We start from the raw sequence: 16240 nt of genomic DNA, 5'->3' as shown, positions 1-16240 counted from the left end.
CCCATATGAGCAAAATTTTCCGAATTCTTCTGCTGTTTAATGCCAACAAGATTTACGACCGAGAGATAATTGAAGGGGTTGGAAAGTATATTGCTTCCACTGGTGCTTGTTGGGAAGTCTACGTGGAAGATGATTATTTGATTGATCGAAAGTCTATTGATGATTGGTACGGAGATGGCATTATTGCCGATCTAGATGATCCGGATATTGCCGACGCTTTGGCTGGCTCGACGATTCCAACAGTGGGTGTCGGCAGCTCTTACGAGCATCATAAAGACTATCCCCATTTTCCCTATGTTGCCACAGACAATCGAGCGCTGATTGAATCTGCGGTTGATCATTTAACTCAACGTGGATTAACGTCCTTAGCATTTTATGGTGCCAACCCCAGTCCGTACAACCGATGGGCGAAAGAGCGCGAAAAAGCATTTCTTTCTCTCACGAAAGAGCGTGGATACAACAGCTCCGTATTTAGAGGGTTTGATACCAATGCGAGGAATTGGACCTTTTGTATGAACCGCATTACTGATTGGATTCAACAATTGCCAAAACCCATCGGTATTGTTGCGGTGACAGACTCAAGAGCTCGACATATTATCCAAGCGTGCGCAAACACCGATATTCACGTGCCAGAGAACGTTGCCGTTATTGGTATTGATAACGATGATGTAGCACGCAGTTTAAATCGTATTTCGCTTTCATCTGTGGCACAAAACGGCAACGAGCTGGGGTTTGTGGCAGCCAAAAAGCTCAGTCAGATGTTGGAGAAAGACACCAATGTGTCAGACCTGACTAAAATCGGCCCGCTGCGCGTGTATGATCGCCAAAGTAGTGATTTTCATGCGGTAAACCATCCATTGATTATGACGGCATTGCATTTTATACGTGTTAACGTTGGAAAAGGTATAAAGTCTTACCATGTGTTCGACGCGCTGAATGTCTCTCGTTCAAAACTAGAAGTATTATTTAAAAGTGAGTTAGGGACGACAGTGCATGATCAAATATTCACAATTCGATTGAAAAAGGCCTGCCAATTACTTAAATCTAAAAATAAATCAATAGAAGAAATAGCAAAGCTTTCTGGTTATCCAACCACTCAATATATGTATTCGGTATTTGCAAAAAACTTGTCTATGACACCAAAAGAATATCGAGAAAAAGAAGGGTAGACTATTTTTTAAGGTCAATGTAATCATCTGAGTTGCTTATTTTTCTGAGTTTAAATTGAGAGATTGACCACATTAAACACTAGGCTTAAGTTTAATAACACATATCGTAATTGTTGGAATTAATAAAGAAGATAACCTATCACCACTAACAAAAAAGGTGATCATCATGACTGAATATTTCAACGGTGTCGATAAAGTAATCTACGAAGGGCTAGAGTCAAATAATCCATTTGCATTTAAAGCTTACGATGGCAATAAAGTTGTTTTGGGTAAAACAATGGCAGAGCATTTGCGTTTTGCTGCATGTTATTGGCATAACTTTTGTGGTCTAGGATCCGATCCGTTCGGTAACCCCACCTATGACAGAGCATGGTTAAAGGGTTCAAGCCCTATGGAGGTCGCAACCAACAAAGCCGACGCGGCCTTTGAATTTTTTAGTAAGTTAAGCGTGCCATATTACTGTTTTCATGATACCGATGTTGCTCCAGAGGGCAGTAGCTTGAGGGAGTACGTGGAAAACTTTGGTTTTATGGTGGATTACCTAGAGCAAAAGCAAGAAGAAACCGGGCTTAAACTGTTATGGGGAACGGCTAATGCTTTTTCTCATCCACGCTATATGTCTGGTGCTGCAAGTAACCCGAACCCAGAAATCTTTGCCTATGCGGCAACGCAAGTATTCAATGCAATGAATGCCACTAATCGCCTTGGAGGAGAAAACTACGTATTGTGGGGTGGTAGAGAAGGCTACGAGACACTGTTGAATACCGATCTCCGTCAAGAGCGCGAACAGATTGGACGTATGATGCAGCTAGTCGTAGAGCATAAACACAAAATCGGCTTTAAAGGCACCATCTTGATCGAGCCTAAACCACAAGAGCCAACCAAACATCAGTACGATTATGATACTGCCACTGTTTATGGTTTTTTGAAGCAATATGGGTTGGAAAAAGAAATCAAAGTGAACATCGAAGCCAACCACGCAACGCTTGCGGGTCATAGCTTTCAACATGAAATTGCAACCGCGATTTCGTTAGGTATTTTTGGTTCGATTGATGCGAATCGCGGGGATGCCCAGCTTGGCTGGGATACTGACCAGTTCCCGAACAGTGTGGAAGAAAACACACTTGTCATGTACGAAGTGTTAAAAGCGGGTGGTTTTACGACTGGAGGGTTGAATTTTGATGCAAAAGTACGTCGTCAATCTACCGATGTGAAAGACTTATTAATCGGTCATATTGGTGGAATGGATACCATGGCACTGGCATTGGAGCGGGCAGCGGCAATGATAGAAGACGATGTGTTAGCAGAAAATGTCGCGCAGCGATATTCTGGTTGGAATGGAGAATTAGGTTCAAGAATTCTTAATAAGTCCTTTTCTTTAGAAGATATTACTAATTACGCACTGGAAAATAATTTAAATCCAAAAGAAGTGTCAGGTAGTCAAGAAATGCTTGAAAATAAGGTGAGTCATATTATATACCGTTGATGCTCTACAAAGTGAGTTTATTTATTATTAATGAGGATGGCAACTTTGCCATCCTTTTGTATTTATAAATACCATTTAACTGACTCTATATATTACTTGCTAGATTTAGTTCACACAAAGCGCTTTTTACGATTATAAAAGCATATTACGTAATACAGAGACACTCCTTAATTGATGAAAATATTATCAGAATGATAAGGGGAGAACTAAAATGAAGAAGTCGACAAACTTGCTGTTGATTACCATGGTGGCCGCGTTGGGTGGTTTATTATTTGGGTATGATACAGCAGTGGTAGCTGGAGCCGCTGAGTCTCTACAGGTTTATTTTCACTTAACACCAGCAGAGTTAGGGTTTGGTGCCTCTTCTGCACTAATAGGCTGTGTGATAGGGGCCATTATTGCTGGTGGATTAAGTACTAAATATGGCCGAAAAGGCACTCTTTTGATGGCGGCTGGTGCGTTTTTTGTTTCTGCCGTAGGGGCGGCGATGCCTTTTTCATTTGAATCCTTCGTATTCTTTAGAATTGTTGGTGGAGTTGGAGTCGGTATCGCATCCATGGTATCGCCAATGTTCATCGCTGAAATTGCGCCACCCAACAAGCGCGGAGCACTGGTTTCTTGCAATCAATTCGCCATTATATTTGGTATGTTGCTCATCTATTTCGTCAACTATGGCATTGCTCTAATCGGTAATGATGTTTGGTTAAACACGGTTGGCTGGCGTTGGATGTTCGCGAGTGGTGTGGTACCTGCAGCGCTTTTCTTTATCTTATTACTCTTCATTCCAGATACTCCTCGTTGGCTTGCCATGAAAGGGCGAGATAAAGAGGCGAAAGAGTTGCTGCGCCAAATCAATAAAGGCGAGCCTATCGATGAGCAGTGGCAAGAGATAGAGCAGTCTTTGTTGTCAGCCAATAAGAAGGCCGTAAGTATCCGCCAAACCGGGCTTACTGGAGTCTTGTTGATTGGTATTGCGCTGAGTGTTTTTCAACAAATTACGGGGATCAACGTCTTTTTATATTATGCACCGGTTATCTTCAAGAGCCTTACCTCATCAGGCACGGATGTCGCTATGTTTGAGACGATTTTAGTTGGCGCGGTGAATCTGTTGTTCACTGTAATAGCTATTTTCACCGTGGATAAGTTTGGCCGCAAGCCTTTAATGATTGTGGGAGCAGCTGTGATGTCAATTTCTATGTTTGCCATTGGCACTGCTGCGTATTTAGATGCTGTTGGGGGTTATCTTGTCGTTTTTGTCTTGGGTTACATAGCGGCTTTCGCACTGTCCTTAGGCCCTGTTACTTGGGTATTATTGTCGGAGATCTTTCCCAATAAAGTGCGCTCAAAAGCTCTGTCTATTGCTGTCTTCGCTCAATGGGTTGCTAATTATCTTGTCTCTCAAACTTTCCCTATGATGAATTCGAAGAGCTCGTATCTATATCAAGCCTATCATGGCGGTTTTCCATTCTGGTTATATGGCCTCTTTGGTGTCGTTACCATTGTTTTTGTTGTGAAATGGGTACCCGAAACGAAAGGTAAATCGCTTGAAGAACTTGAGCAAATTTGGGATAAACCGCCAGGTAGTACTCATCCAGCCTACACCGCGTCGCACATCAAATAATATTCCCTTGATTCCTGCATCTTGAAGTAACTGGGTATAAGTATATTGGCTTATGCCCACATTTTAAGGCCAAGATTATTGATAATATTGGCCTTTTCTGTGTTTTTGATTGTATGAGGGAATCGTATGGCAGTCGCATTTGTATCGGGTGGAAGTAAAGGCATAGGGTTAGCCACGGTATTGAGGTTATTGGCGGAGGGGCACCGGGTGATTACCTGTTCTCGAGATGCTGACGCTTGGAAGCAGGCGATAGAACAGCACCCACAGTTAACGTCAGCTGACTATATGCGCATGGATATCTCCAATGAAGCGGTTCTGAAAGAAGCATTTGGTCATATCAAAGAAAAGTATTCTCAGCTAGATATTGCCGTGAACAACGCCTCTCCTGATATTGCTTCTGCGGGCCGATTTGCCCAAATTTCCGATGATGATCTGCGTAGTACGATGACCAACGACTTTTGGGCTTACGCACTATGCATGAAATATCAACTTAACATGATGTCAGAAGGTGCCAGAATCGTAAATATATCGTCTATCAATGGGTTGCGACCGACGCCAAGTGCGGCGATGTATGGCGCTTCCAAGCACGCCTTAGAAGGGTTGACTCGTTCGGTTGCTTTAGATGCGATTAAAAACGGTATTCGTGTCAATTCTGTTGCTCCAGGTGTAACTTGGACTTCTCGTTGGGAAAGAAAGCAGCAAGAAGAGCCGGAGATCAGAGAAGAGGTGTCGAAGCTTGTCCCGGTACAGCGCTTTGCACACCCTGACGAAGTAGTCGATGCAATCATGTACTTGTTGTCGGATAGCGCCCAATACATTATCGGGCACACATTGGTTATTGATGGCGGGATATCTTTGACCTAATGTCGTGAGATTTGCACTCTTGTTAATCCAATAGCTTTTTTGGGCGTTAGCTCTCATCATTTGACGCTGTCCAGTGGTCGTCTATGCTCAATAGATGTGATATGGCGAGGGTTCATGGATGAATAAGAAGCTATTATGGATCATCATTGTTGTGATCTTACTCGGCATAGTTTCGGTGCTGTATGATAGTGAGCGCCCGAAAGAAACTGCGCAAACTTCACCGAGCCCTTCTGCTGGCAAACTCAGTGTTTCCCACAACCTATGGCCTGGATATTACCCTATCACAATTGCCAAAGAGATGGGTTTCTTCAAAGATGAAGGAATCGAGGTTACGACTCATTTTTCCGAAGACCAATTGCCCACCGTTTCTGAATTTTATGCCAAAAAATACGATGTATTAGCCTTACCCTTAGGCAGCATTGTTAGCGCGAGCGGAAAGTATCCCGATGCGGATGTCCGTGTGGTGTATGCCATTGACGATTCTGTAGGTGGTGACGCTGTGGTCGCGCGAGCAGGTATCGAAAGTGTCGCTGACTTGAAAGGTAAATCGATTGGGACAGCGCTCGATGGATTTGGGGAAGTGTTTGTTATTGAAATGCTGAAATCGGCAGGATTAACAAGTGACGATGTCACGCTCATTAACGCTGATGCGAATCAAGTTTATGAACGTATAAAAGCGGGTGAAATTGACGCGGGCCATACTTGGGAACCCTATATTAGTAGGGCGGTAAAAGCGGGTGGTAAGGTTATCTTTACTAGCAAACAAACGCCAGGGCTGATCGTTGATGTCATTTCTTTTCAAGGCAAGATAGTAGACGAAAGGCCGGAAGATGTGAAAGCCTTTGTTCGAGCCTGCGATAGAGCGATTGAATACTGGCTCGCTAATCCAGAGAAAACCAAAGCACTACTGATGAAAAGCTTAAACATCTCTGAGGACGATATTTTCTTAGATGGTATTAAGTTACTGACCGTGCAAGATAATCAGCAAGTATTTGATAAGAACTATGAAAACTCAGTGTATAAAAATGCCGATATATACAGTGAGTTCTACTTAAACAATGGCACCTTATCTAGGAAGCCTGATACCAGTAAAATGATTAGCTCAGTCATCTTAACGACTGATAAGTAAAGAACAACATGAGGACTTCCATCCGAGTTAAGTATGTGCTTGCTTTTCTGTTGGTATCGGTTGTGCCAATCGTGATATTGCAAGTCTACAATCAGGTGGAAACGAAAAAGTCCCTCGTTAAGTATTCCAATCAAAGCTTAGTTAATGTCACTAATCGGGTGTATGACAACCTAAATGCGTTTATGTCTGACAATTTGGATGTGGTTCGAGTCGAAGCCTTGTTACCCGAGTTTAAGCAATATTTGACCAATCCGAAAGACGCATCTCATCGTAAAATGGTAAGGGATACCCTTATCGCTCTAAGCCGACAAGATCACGTTAATATATTGTCTTACGCGCTTTTGGATATGAGTGGCATCATTTTGGTGGACTCTTATCGCCCGAATGTGGGTAAAAGTGAAGCGTCATCAGAATGTGTCCAAGAGTTGCTCAAAACCAATTTCCCTTCCCTGTCCGGCATCACCTTTTCTAGAAACTTCCCCGGTGTCAGTACGATTGATTTTTGTGCCATGGTGCGCTTTAGGGGCAAGAAGGTGGGTATCATCCGGCTTAGGTATAATGCTGCTGCGGTCATTAATTCGATAAGTAGCAAGGCTTCGGTCAACAAGACTCCTTATTTCATGTTGATTGATGAGAATAACCTTAGGATCGCTCATAGCGCCTTGCCAGAGCTGGTGTTCAAACCTCTGGCTAAGCTAGAGCCTTCTTTGTTGGGTAAGTTATTTCAAGAGAACAGGATTGACTCAACCCTTGATGTGAGGCCGAACGTTGAATTGAGCACATTTAAAAATCAGCTGGCGAATGCAAAAAACGACGCGATATTCGCCACGCAACTTACCTCATTGCATGACATTCACAAGACTTCGGATAATTACGTGGTAGTTAAAAAGCTCAAGTACCAACCGTGGACGTTAGTCGGCGCACAGCCGCAAGATATATTTGATGAGCCTATCATGGAGCAGCAAAATAAGGCATTGTGGCTTGCGACGGCTATTGTGGGAATCGTTGTCGTGTTTTCGCTGTTGCTCACGCAAATCATTACTGGAAAATTGAAAAAGCTGACAAAAGCTGTGTTGAAGTATAAGGCAGGTGAGACATTTGAAAAACTGGAAATTAAATCTAATGATGAAATAGAGATGCTCGCCCAGTCGTTCAACAGAATGGCAGAAAGGACTCGAGATACCATGAGGGAGTTAGAGGAATCTGTAACTAAGGTTGAGAGTGCTGAAAAAGAGGTTCGTTTACTCAATACTGACTTGGAAAAGCGTGTCGCGGAGCGAACCGATGAGTTAAACCAATCCATCATTGAGCTGAAGCAAGCTCAGGAGCAGTTAATTACACAGGAAAAAATGGCTTCACTAGGTAGGTTGGTGGCGGGTGTAGCCCATGAGATCAATACGCCGATTGGTATCAGCGTCACGGCTTCCTCATTTTTGTCAGGGGAGTCTAAAGAAGTCATTCTTGACCTAGAAAATGAGACACTGTCTGAGCAAGATCTGATGACGTTCTTAAAGCAGACGCAAGAGTCTGGCGAGATTTTGCAAATTAATTTAAAGCGAGCCTCTGAGATCGTCACTAGCTTCAAGCAGTTAGCCGTTTCTCAGTCGACAGAGCAAATTCAAACGTTTGATCTTTATTCCCACTTAGAACTGACGGTCTTAACCTTAAAGCCAACTTTAATAGAAAAAGACATGTCTATTGAGTATGAGTGTCCAAAACCTTTGCTCGTGACGTGCGATCCAAACAATTTATCTCGGGTTATCGACAACTTATTGTCAAACGCGATCGAGCATGGTTATAAAGACATAAAAGGTGGGGTAATAAAACTTGAAGTCGCTGAGTTAGGGGAGCATATCCAGATCACGGTTAAAGACAATGGCCAGGGGATTTCGTCGGAAAACTTAACGCATATATTTGAACCATTTTTTACCACAGCAAGGAATGCAGGTGGTACGGGTTTAGGCATGCATCTTGTCTATAACATTGTCCATCTAAACTTAAAAGGTAACATTAGTTGCGAAAGCGAACCCGGTAAAGGGACCGAGTTCGTGATTACTATGCCTGTCAATTGCATGTCGTAGTGCGATAGAAATTAGCTGCTCATTCTAGTACGAAGCATGGAATAGCCTTTTTACACCTTATGTCGATTTGAGCGTGTTGCTTTATACCCACCTAGCTCCTGCGCATGCTTAACCATAACTATGCGTTGATGTTCTTTGTAAGGTTGTTCGTGTTTAGCATAAGAGTGAAAACCTTCAAGCTCCGTGGGAGCAAAAACATAATATTTATTTATTGTCATCTTCATACACCCGTCGTTCATCTTATCCGTTAACTGTATGACCAGTCAGATGATTTTTCATCGTCCATGTCAAGAATATTATAGGCGTAGAATTTAGGGCTGATTTGTGTCGTTGTAAAAAATGTGGCGGAGGACATCAATGGTTGACTGACATGTCAACAAGTTCAAATGGAGGAGTGCATTAAAGAGTGGGTGTTCAGAAAAGGCATCAATAGATGCAGATTTAAAAAACTAGCATTTGTCACAACTTAGCGTTACGACGACATAAAGTGGCTCGTCAGTCGTTTTTATAAATAACAAGAACTATATGAATTGGAAACCATAAGCATTCTATATAAAGTGTGCGTGTTTAAAAAAAGAACAATATACATATTATTTATTGATACTGATCAACTTTATTAGACATATTGTTGCATTTGTATGGTATAGGATTGAGAATTCAAAACCTAAGATAGATTGCTCATCAAAATACTTATTATCTGGAGAGATCTTAGTGATAAAACTAATTTATTCTTAATTAAAACACTAGATAAGCTAGCATTGTTGCGCAATTGATCATAATCACTCAGTGCTTGGCTATAACAAGGAAAAGCAGCAAGTAGACTTCAATGAATTACTTGATAGCGCTTAGATATCACCATCAAAACCATAGATTCTTATATCACTAAAAATACGATTTTTTAGTGTAACTTACTTTGTATTTTTACGAATAATCAACCAACCGAGTATAGACGTGTGAACAAAAAACTAAATAGTAATGTACTTATATCGGTATCAATATTTGCTGTTGCTATGTTGATGAGAGGTCCAGTTACAGGTGCAGCAACGCTTATTGACGATATAATATCCTCGCTGAGCTTGTCCGCTAGCCAAGCTGGTTTTCTCACCTCTCTACCCCTATTAGCATTTGCTTTCTTCTCTCCTATCGCAGTTTATTTTTCTTCAAGAATCGGAATCGTATCTACGTTATTTCTAGGGATATGCACTATTACGCTGGGTATCATAGTTAGGTCATTAGGAGGGATTGATCTTCTTTTTTTGGGTACCTTATTAATAGGAATTGGAATTGCTCTTTCTAACGTTATGCTGCCAAGTATAGTGAAGAAATACTTTCCAGAAAAAGTTTCAGAACTTACTTCTTTATATGTGCTATTTATAAGTATAGGAGGTGCTGTTTGTTCTTCAGTGTATATTCCTATATCGCAGGATGTGTCTATCTTAGGGCTCTCTGGTTGGAAGCTTGCTCTATTGTCAACATTGATATTGGCGATTATCCCTCTCATACTTTGGTCGATTAGACTCAATGATGACAAAGATATAAGTAAAAATAAAAGTGAGTCTGTTGGCCTAGTTACAATGGCTCAGTCATGGGTAGCATGGGAGGTAACGTTATTCCTAGCCTTCACATCACTTGTAAACTATACGTTTATTACATGGCTTCCTAGCATACTAGTAGATATGGGGTATTCACCGGAGTACTCAGGTTTTCTTCATGGAGGGCTACAGTTGGCAGGTGTTCTACCATCCTTAATACTCCTCCCTATTTTATCAGGCAAGTTTGACAAGCGTTATATTTGCATTATGTCTACCTTGCTAGTATTAGCAAGTATAGTTGGATTTCTTTTATTGCCATCACTGTCTCTAGTATGGGTCATCGCCATGGGTGTTGGGAATAGCGGTGCATTTATAATGGCTTTGAGTTTTATTGGGTTAAGAACCAACACTCCGCAGGAAACAGTGGCATTGTCATCATTGGCTCAATTTGTTGGCTATTTATTTGCTGCGATTGGTCCAGTTATATTCGGTGGTTTTTTGGAACAGGGGGGTGGGTGGAAGAACATTCTCCAATTAATGATAGTTGCCTGTTTAATTTGGACTTTCTTGGGTGCGATAGCAGGAAAGAAAAGCAAAGTTTCCCTTTATAAACTCTCTGGAAATGAAAGAGAAAGTTGATGCTTGTAGTTGTATTCAGTGGGTTTAAATAAACAATAAATATAAGTTGATCTAGGATGAATGAATTAGCTTTAGTTAATAATGGAAATACTTACTTTAATAATCATATGTGGCGTGAAACCATAAATGAATTTTGTAATATAATTAGCATTAAGTATGGCAAGAAGTTTGAAGGCATATGCCCTTGGGGGTTTGAGGTTTTCAATGACATCAATTTTCTAAAGAAAAATATCAGGAGGTATTTCTGCTACTTTAGCGTTGATGATATGCTAATGAACGATTCAGAAATTAATGAAATGTCAGAGAGAATTAATTTTGAATTCTATGAGTATATAAAGAGTACGCATCAGTTATGGGCTAGGAATATCGTATGCCTACTCTCAAATGAGCGTGTTCATAAACTCCAGTCTGATGATTACTCTTGTGAAAATAGAGATAAATTACTATCAGTTACACTTAGAAAGTCGGAGAGTATACTCGATAGTTATGCCAAGTATATTATATGTTCATTGTCATCGATAAATAATGTCATCGGGGAAGCCAGAACATACAGAGAAAATATGGTGTTTAGGTGGAGAACATACCAGCTATATTTAATTGTGGAGAAGATATTTAAGGCTTTTACACCAGAGCTAAGCAAGTTTGAAGAGCGACTAGTTAGGGTAGCAATTACATTTACAGACAATGCTATTCAGCCATTTTATACTGTTGATGACAGTTGTCACCCAATTGAAACAGTTGAGGTTGCTCTGTTTGAAGAGTTCATTTTCAAACGTGTAAAAATTATTGCCGATGCAATAAAGTCAAGTGATGGCAACGTTGTTCGTGCTTCATGTTTCCATACCACTGATACATTGACCTTGGATATAGATAAGCAAATATATGATCATGCAGTGCAGCTTGTGAGAGATACATACGAAGGATTTGTGGTATGACTATGAATAATTGCGACTCAGAGTTATTTAGAAAACAAACACATTGTATATTTGCACCACAGGCAACCTTTTGGAAAAATGAATCGGAGTGGGACACCAAGGTATCCATAGAGGAAAATGTACATTCAGTTAGGAGTGATCTTGATAAATATGTTGAACATATAATTTATTCTCAGGAAAATAATATAGAGCCTATAGATAGCTTTGTTATTGAAGCACCTGCAGAACATTATAGTAAAACAATGGGTGATGTTGCAGAGTGGTTATATAGAGTACTGAATGCGATATCTTCTGAAAGTATAGATAAGCTTAAAACCTTGGTTCCCATGAAGGATGGAAGCTATGAAGACGATGGTTGGGAATTTAGATATAGTGGAGTCAGATTTTTTGTCTTAACTACAACACCATTGTACGAAGAGTGGCATTCTAGATACTGTGGTGGAGAAAAGCAGAAGAGCGTAATAATACATTTACAGCCAATGTATTCTTTTGACTATAATTTTAACAAGTCGTCTATTGGTTGCCCTGTGAAGATAGTAAAAAAAATACGGTCTGTATTCACTAGGCTTGGTAGAGATTACGAAAATGATTTTTCTCATACTGTAGCCAGAGGAAGCTCCAATAGGCTACATGAGGCACCTAAGTATTTGAAACCACGTCATAAAGGTGACCCCATCATAAAATGGTGGATTCCTAGACCATTTGAGCTTAAATGATAAAGAGAAGAGGGTTTACGACATCGCGCTCTGATATTCCACTCAGTGACACTTCATAACTTTTCGCTGGAAAACAAAAAGGCCAGTGAAAATACCACTGGCCTTTGTTAGCTGTTAATCGCGAGCGATTCAGTTACACGTCATAAGTAGTTGATGATGTGTTACCGCCTGTACCTGTCCAGTTTGTGTGGAAGAACTGGCCACGTTCGCGATCGATTCTCTCGTACGTGTGAGCACCGAAGTAATCGCGTTGCGCTTGCAGCAAGTTTGCTGGTAGGCGAGCGGTAGTATAACCGTCTAGGAAAGTCAGAGCTGAAGTTGTGCATGGCATTGGGATGCCGACTTCTAGAGACTTAGCTGCTACTTTTCTCCACGCTGCTAGGCAGTTGTCTAAGATGTTTTTGAAGTAATCATCAGAGCCAAGGAATGCTAGCTCAGGATCGTTTGCGTAAGCATCGCGAATATTACCTAGGAACGCTGAACGGATGATACAACCACCGCGCCACATGAGTGCAACGTTACCGTAGTTTAGATCCCAACCGTTTTGCTCTGAGGCTTCACGCATTAGCATAAAGCCTTGTGCGTAAGAGATGATCTTAGAAGCAAGTAGCGCTTGGCGAAGAGCGTCAACCCACTCTTGCTTGTCACCTTCAACTGGTGTGACTGTTTTACCAAACAGTTTTTCAGCGGCAACACGTTGCTCTTTTAGCGCCGATAGGCAGCGAGAGAATACAGACTCAGTGATTAGAGTCAGTGGGATACCGACATCTAACGCATTGATGCCTGTCCATTTACCCGTACCTTTTTGGCCAGCAGTATCAAGGATTTTTTCAACCAATGCTTCGCCATCTTCGTCTTTGTAGCCTAAGATGTCTGCAGTGATTTCAACAAGGTAGCTATCAAGCTCAGTTTTGTTCCAATCGCTGAATACCGCTTGCATTTCTTCAGCATTCATACCAAGGCCATCTTTCATGAACTGGTAAGCTTCAGTGATCAGCTGCATGTCACCATATTCGATGCCGTTGTGAACCATCTTCACAAAGTGACCTGCACCATCTTTACCAACCCAGTCGCTACAAGGTTCGCCTTCGTCTGTTTTTGCAGCGATGGCTTGGAAGATTGGTTTTACTGCAGGCCAAGCTTCAGGAGAGCCGCCCGGCATGATAGAAGGTCCGAAACGCGCGCCTTCTTCACCACCAGAAACACCAGTACCAACAAACAGTAGGCCTTTTTCTTTCAGTTCAGCGACACGACGATTTGTGTCTGGGTAGTTAGAGTTACCACCATCAATGATGATGTCGCCTTCGTCAAGTAGTGGGACTAACTTGTCGATAAATGCGTCAACCACATCACCAGCACGCACCATTAGCATTACTTTACGTGGCTTCTCTAGTTTTTCCACTAGCTCTTCTAGTGTGTGAGCGCCAACAATGTTTGTGCCTTTTGCTGGGCCTTCTAGGAACTCGTCAACTTTAGCAGCGGTTCGGTTGTGAGCAACCACTTTGAAGCCGTGGTCGTTCATATTTAAGATTAGGTTTTGACCCATTACGGCTAGGCCAATTACACCAATATCACCTTTCATTATGTATCTCCGTTAAAACTTTTAGGCAATTTTACTTGCTGCATTTAAATCAAGGTACCACTCCGTTTCACCAGCGCTAGATTGAATTTTGGCTGCTGGATAAGGCAGTTCATTGGCTGGAGTGGTATGAATTTCATGTACGATATCTGCTTTTCCGCTGCCAAGAACGAGATAGCTGATGCGTTTTGCCGCTTCTAGTACTCGTGCGGATTTTGACACTCGAATCTGGCCAGATTCAGGCTGTACCGCTGTTATTGCGAGCTTTTCTTCATCGTAATTGGTTTTTCCTGGGAACAGGGATGCGGTGTGGCCATCTGCACCAACACCAAGCAGAATCCAATCAAAGACAGGCGTGCCGTTTTCACAAGGGACGATTTCTGTCATTTCTTCAGCGAAGCGTAGCGCTTCACCTTCAGGATCGTTTTCACCCAAGATTCTGTGAATATTTTCAGCAGGAATATCGATATGATCGAACAACAACGCTTTGGCTTCACCGAAGTTGCTCTGCTCATCATCTGGAGCAACACAACGCTCGTCACCCCACCAAAAATGCAAGTTGTTCCAGCGAATGGCCTTTGCGTAGTCTTCTTGGGCAAGGCGCTTGAAAAGCATTTTAGGCGTGCTGCCACCTGACAGTGATATATGAGCCGCGTTAGGCTGTTCACTGATGGTTTTTAAGTCGTTCGCTAGGCTTTCTACAACCTGTTCTGGTGTGTCGAAAATCTTATGGTTGATCATAATTCACAGTAATCCGTATCTGTTAAGTTTTTACAAGGGAATCGCCAAGCTTTTCCGTCGCGTTCAAGCAATTGGTCTGACTCTTTTGGTCCCCAAGTACCGCAAGCGTAGCCAAACAAGGACTGTGGATCTTGTTTGAAGTCCAAGATAGGTTGAACGTATTTCCAACAAGCTTCAACTGCGTCAGTACGTGCGAACAACGTAGCATCACCATTTAGGGCATCATGCAGAAGTCGCTCATACGCAGTTAGCATTTGCGTTTCTTCTAGAGACGCGTAGTGGAAATTCATTTTCACTTCTTTGGCTTTAAAGCCTGCACCTGGCTCTTTAAGGCCAAAGCTCATTTGAATACCTTCATCTGGCTGAATGCGGATCACCAGCATGTTTTCAGGTGCGTCGAGCCCAAATACTGGGTGAGGTGTGCGTTTAAAGTGAATCACGACTTCTGTGACACGAGTCGGCAGACGTTTACCTGTGCGGATATAGAAAGGTACGCCGTTCCAACGCCAGTTATTGATGTAAGCTTTTAAGCCGACATAAGTCTCTGTTCTTGAATCATCTGCTACGCCAGGTTCTTCACGGTAGCCTTGTAAGAACTCACCTCGAACATCAGAACCGGTGTATTGTCCAAGCACTAGGTTATTACGTAGATCGTGTTCATCAAGAGGTTTTAAGCATTGCAGTACTTTCACCACTTCATCACGCATAGAATCTGAATTGATTTGCGCTGGTGGTTCCATACCGACCATCGCGAGAACTTGAAGAAGATGGTTTTGGAACATATCACGGACAGCACCAGAGCCATCGTAATAACCACCACGTTCTTCTACGCCCAAGTGCTCAGCACCTGTGATTTCGATATATTCGATGTAATTGCGGTTCCACAACGGTTCAAACATCGCGTTCGAGAAACGGAATACAAGAAGGTTTTGTACGGTTTCTTTACCTAGGTAGTGGTCGATACGATAAATTTGATGTTCTTGGAAGTGCTTATGGATAGACTGGTCTAGCTCTTGCGCGGATTTTAAATCATAGCCGAAGGGTTTTTCAACAATGAGTCGTTTCCAACCATCTGATTCATCATTTAGACCGTGAGCGGCAAGGCTTTCTGGAATAACGCTATAGAGACTTGGAGGTGTTGCGAGATAGAAAAGCGTGTTGCGAGTTTCAAATTGGTAGTGCTGAGATAATTGATCAAGGCGAGTGGCAAGTCTTGCGTAATCTTGCACATCAGAGGTGTTGATCGATTGATAATGCAAATGCTGAATGAAGTTTTCTAGCGCTTCAGGTTCAGTTTCTTCCATTTCAAGTAGAGAGTGCTTTAGCTTGTCTCTGTATGATTCGTCACTGTATTCCGTTCGACTGACGCCTAAGATTGCAAAAGATTTTGGTAGCTGGTTGCTAGCGTATAAGTGATAGAGGGCAGGGATCAACTTGCGGTAAGTCAGATCACCAGAGGCACCGAATATAACGATGCTGCTGTTTTCGGGTATTACCATCATCTTTCCTTTGAGAGCGACTTTAAACTAATGCGCCAACGTTATCAGCGCGACTGTGTGTTTGATAGTAGAAAATGCCAATTAATCTGATAGTGCAAATCTAATAGTCGAAGAATATATGAGTGATTTCTTAGCGGCTTTGTCTTGCACAACAGTGATGCAGATCACTTCCAACATGGTGCTATTGTCCATGACATTTTGACTTACATCAATACCTAAGCGCGGAATCATTTAAAGTTTACTACATGT

The 16240-nt window shown here is 42.0% G+C and carries 12 protein-coding genes; 9 read left to right on the top strand and 3 right to left on the bottom strand.

All coding sequences use genetic code 11. From position 1 onward, the window contains the following. Positions 1–5 precede the first annotated feature (5 nt). The 9 genes from M9194_RS01005 (at position 6) to M9194_RS00965 (ending at position 12172) form a co-directional block, all read left to right on the top strand. On the top strand, positions 6–1169 hold the full coding sequence (locus tag M9194_RS01005) for a XylR family transcriptional regulator (protein WP_250610396.1): 1164 nt from the start codon (positions 6–8) through the stop codon (positions 1167–1169). Between the two features lie 166 nt (positions 1170–1335). Continuing rightward, positions 1336–2655 (top strand): xylose isomerase, encoded by a 1320-nt coding sequence (gene xylA, locus M9194_RS01000; protein ID WP_250610395.1) that lies wholly within the window; start codon positions 1336–1338, stop codon positions 2653–2655. A gap of 211 nt (positions 2656–2866) precedes the next feature. Beyond that, a complete protein-coding gene (locus M9194_RS00995; RefSeq protein ID WP_250610394.1) occupies positions 2867–4276 on the top strand; it encodes a sugar porter family MFS transporter in 1410 nt (469 codons plus the stop codon). Positions 4277–4402: 126 nt separating this feature from the next. Beyond that, complete coding sequence (locus M9194_RS00990; RefSeq protein ID WP_250610393.1) at positions 4403–5140, top strand: SDR family NAD(P)-dependent oxidoreductase; 738 nt, start codon at positions 4403–4405, stop codon at positions 5138–5140. Positions 5141–5258: 118 nt separating this feature from the next. Continuing rightward, positions 5259–6269 carry an ABC transporter substrate-binding protein gene (locus M9194_RS00985; protein WP_250610392.1) on the top strand — a complete coding sequence of 337 codons (1011 nt, stop codon included), beginning with the start codon at positions 5259–5261 and terminating at the stop codon, positions 6267–6269. A gap of 8 nt (positions 6270–6277) precedes the next feature. Continuing rightward, positions 6278–8350, top strand: a complete 2073-nt coding sequence (locus tag M9194_RS00980; protein ID WP_250610390.1) for a sensor histidine kinase — start codon at positions 6278–6280, stop codon at positions 8348–8350. Between the two features lie 953 nt (positions 8351–9303). Next, positions 9304–10521 carry an MFS transporter gene (locus tag M9194_RS00975; RefSeq protein ID WP_250610387.1) on the top strand — a complete coding sequence of 406 codons (1218 nt, stop codon included), beginning with the start codon at positions 9304–9306 and terminating at the stop codon, positions 10519–10521. 56 nt (positions 10522–10577) lie between these two features. Then, the gene (locus tag M9194_RS00970; protein WP_250610386.1) at positions 10578–11456 is read left to right on the top strand and encodes a hypothetical protein; all 879 of its coding nucleotides are present in this window, start codon (positions 10578–10580) and stop codon (positions 11454–11456) included. After that, positions 11453–12172, top strand: a complete 720-nt coding sequence (locus tag M9194_RS00965; protein ID WP_250610384.1) for a YqcI/YcgG family protein — start codon at positions 11453–11455, stop codon at positions 12170–12172. The genes M9194_RS00970 and M9194_RS00965 overlap by 4 nt, the downstream gene beginning before the upstream one ends. Positions 12173–12305: 133 nt before the next feature. Here the strand turns inward: M9194_RS00965 and gnd are convergent, their stop codons facing one another. Genes gnd through zwf form a run of 3 tightly spaced genes read right to left on the bottom strand, consistent with a single transcriptional unit; the run spans position 12306 to position 15991 of the window. Next, the gene (gene gnd, locus M9194_RS00960) at positions 12306–13754 is read right to left on the bottom strand and encodes a decarboxylating NADP(+)-dependent phosphogluconate dehydrogenase (RefSeq protein WP_250610382.1); all 1449 of its coding nucleotides are present in this window, start codon (positions 13752–13754) and stop codon (positions 12306–12308) included. A 21-nt stretch (positions 13755–13775) separates the two neighbouring features. Continuing rightward, positions 13776–14492 (bottom strand): 6-phosphogluconolactonase, encoded by a 717-nt coding sequence (gene pgl, locus M9194_RS00955; RefSeq protein ID WP_250610381.1) that lies wholly within the window; start codon positions 14490–14492, stop codon positions 13776–13778. Beyond that, the gene (gene zwf, locus M9194_RS00950; RefSeq protein ID WP_250610774.1) at positions 14489–15991 is read right to left on the bottom strand and encodes a glucose-6-phosphate dehydrogenase; all 1503 of its coding nucleotides are present in this window, start codon (positions 15989–15991) and stop codon (positions 14489–14491) included. The genes pgl and zwf overlap by 4 nt, the downstream gene beginning before the upstream one ends. Between the last annotated feature and the right edge of the window lie 249 nt (positions 15992–16240).

It is taken from the genome of Vibrio sinus (assembly GCF_023634645.1).
Taxonomy (GTDB): domain Bacteria; phylum Pseudomonadota; class Gammaproteobacteria; order Enterobacterales; family Vibrionaceae; genus Vibrio; species Vibrio sinus.
Note: the sequence above shows the minus strand (reverse complement) of the source record. Positions and strands in the feature narration are given on the sequence as shown.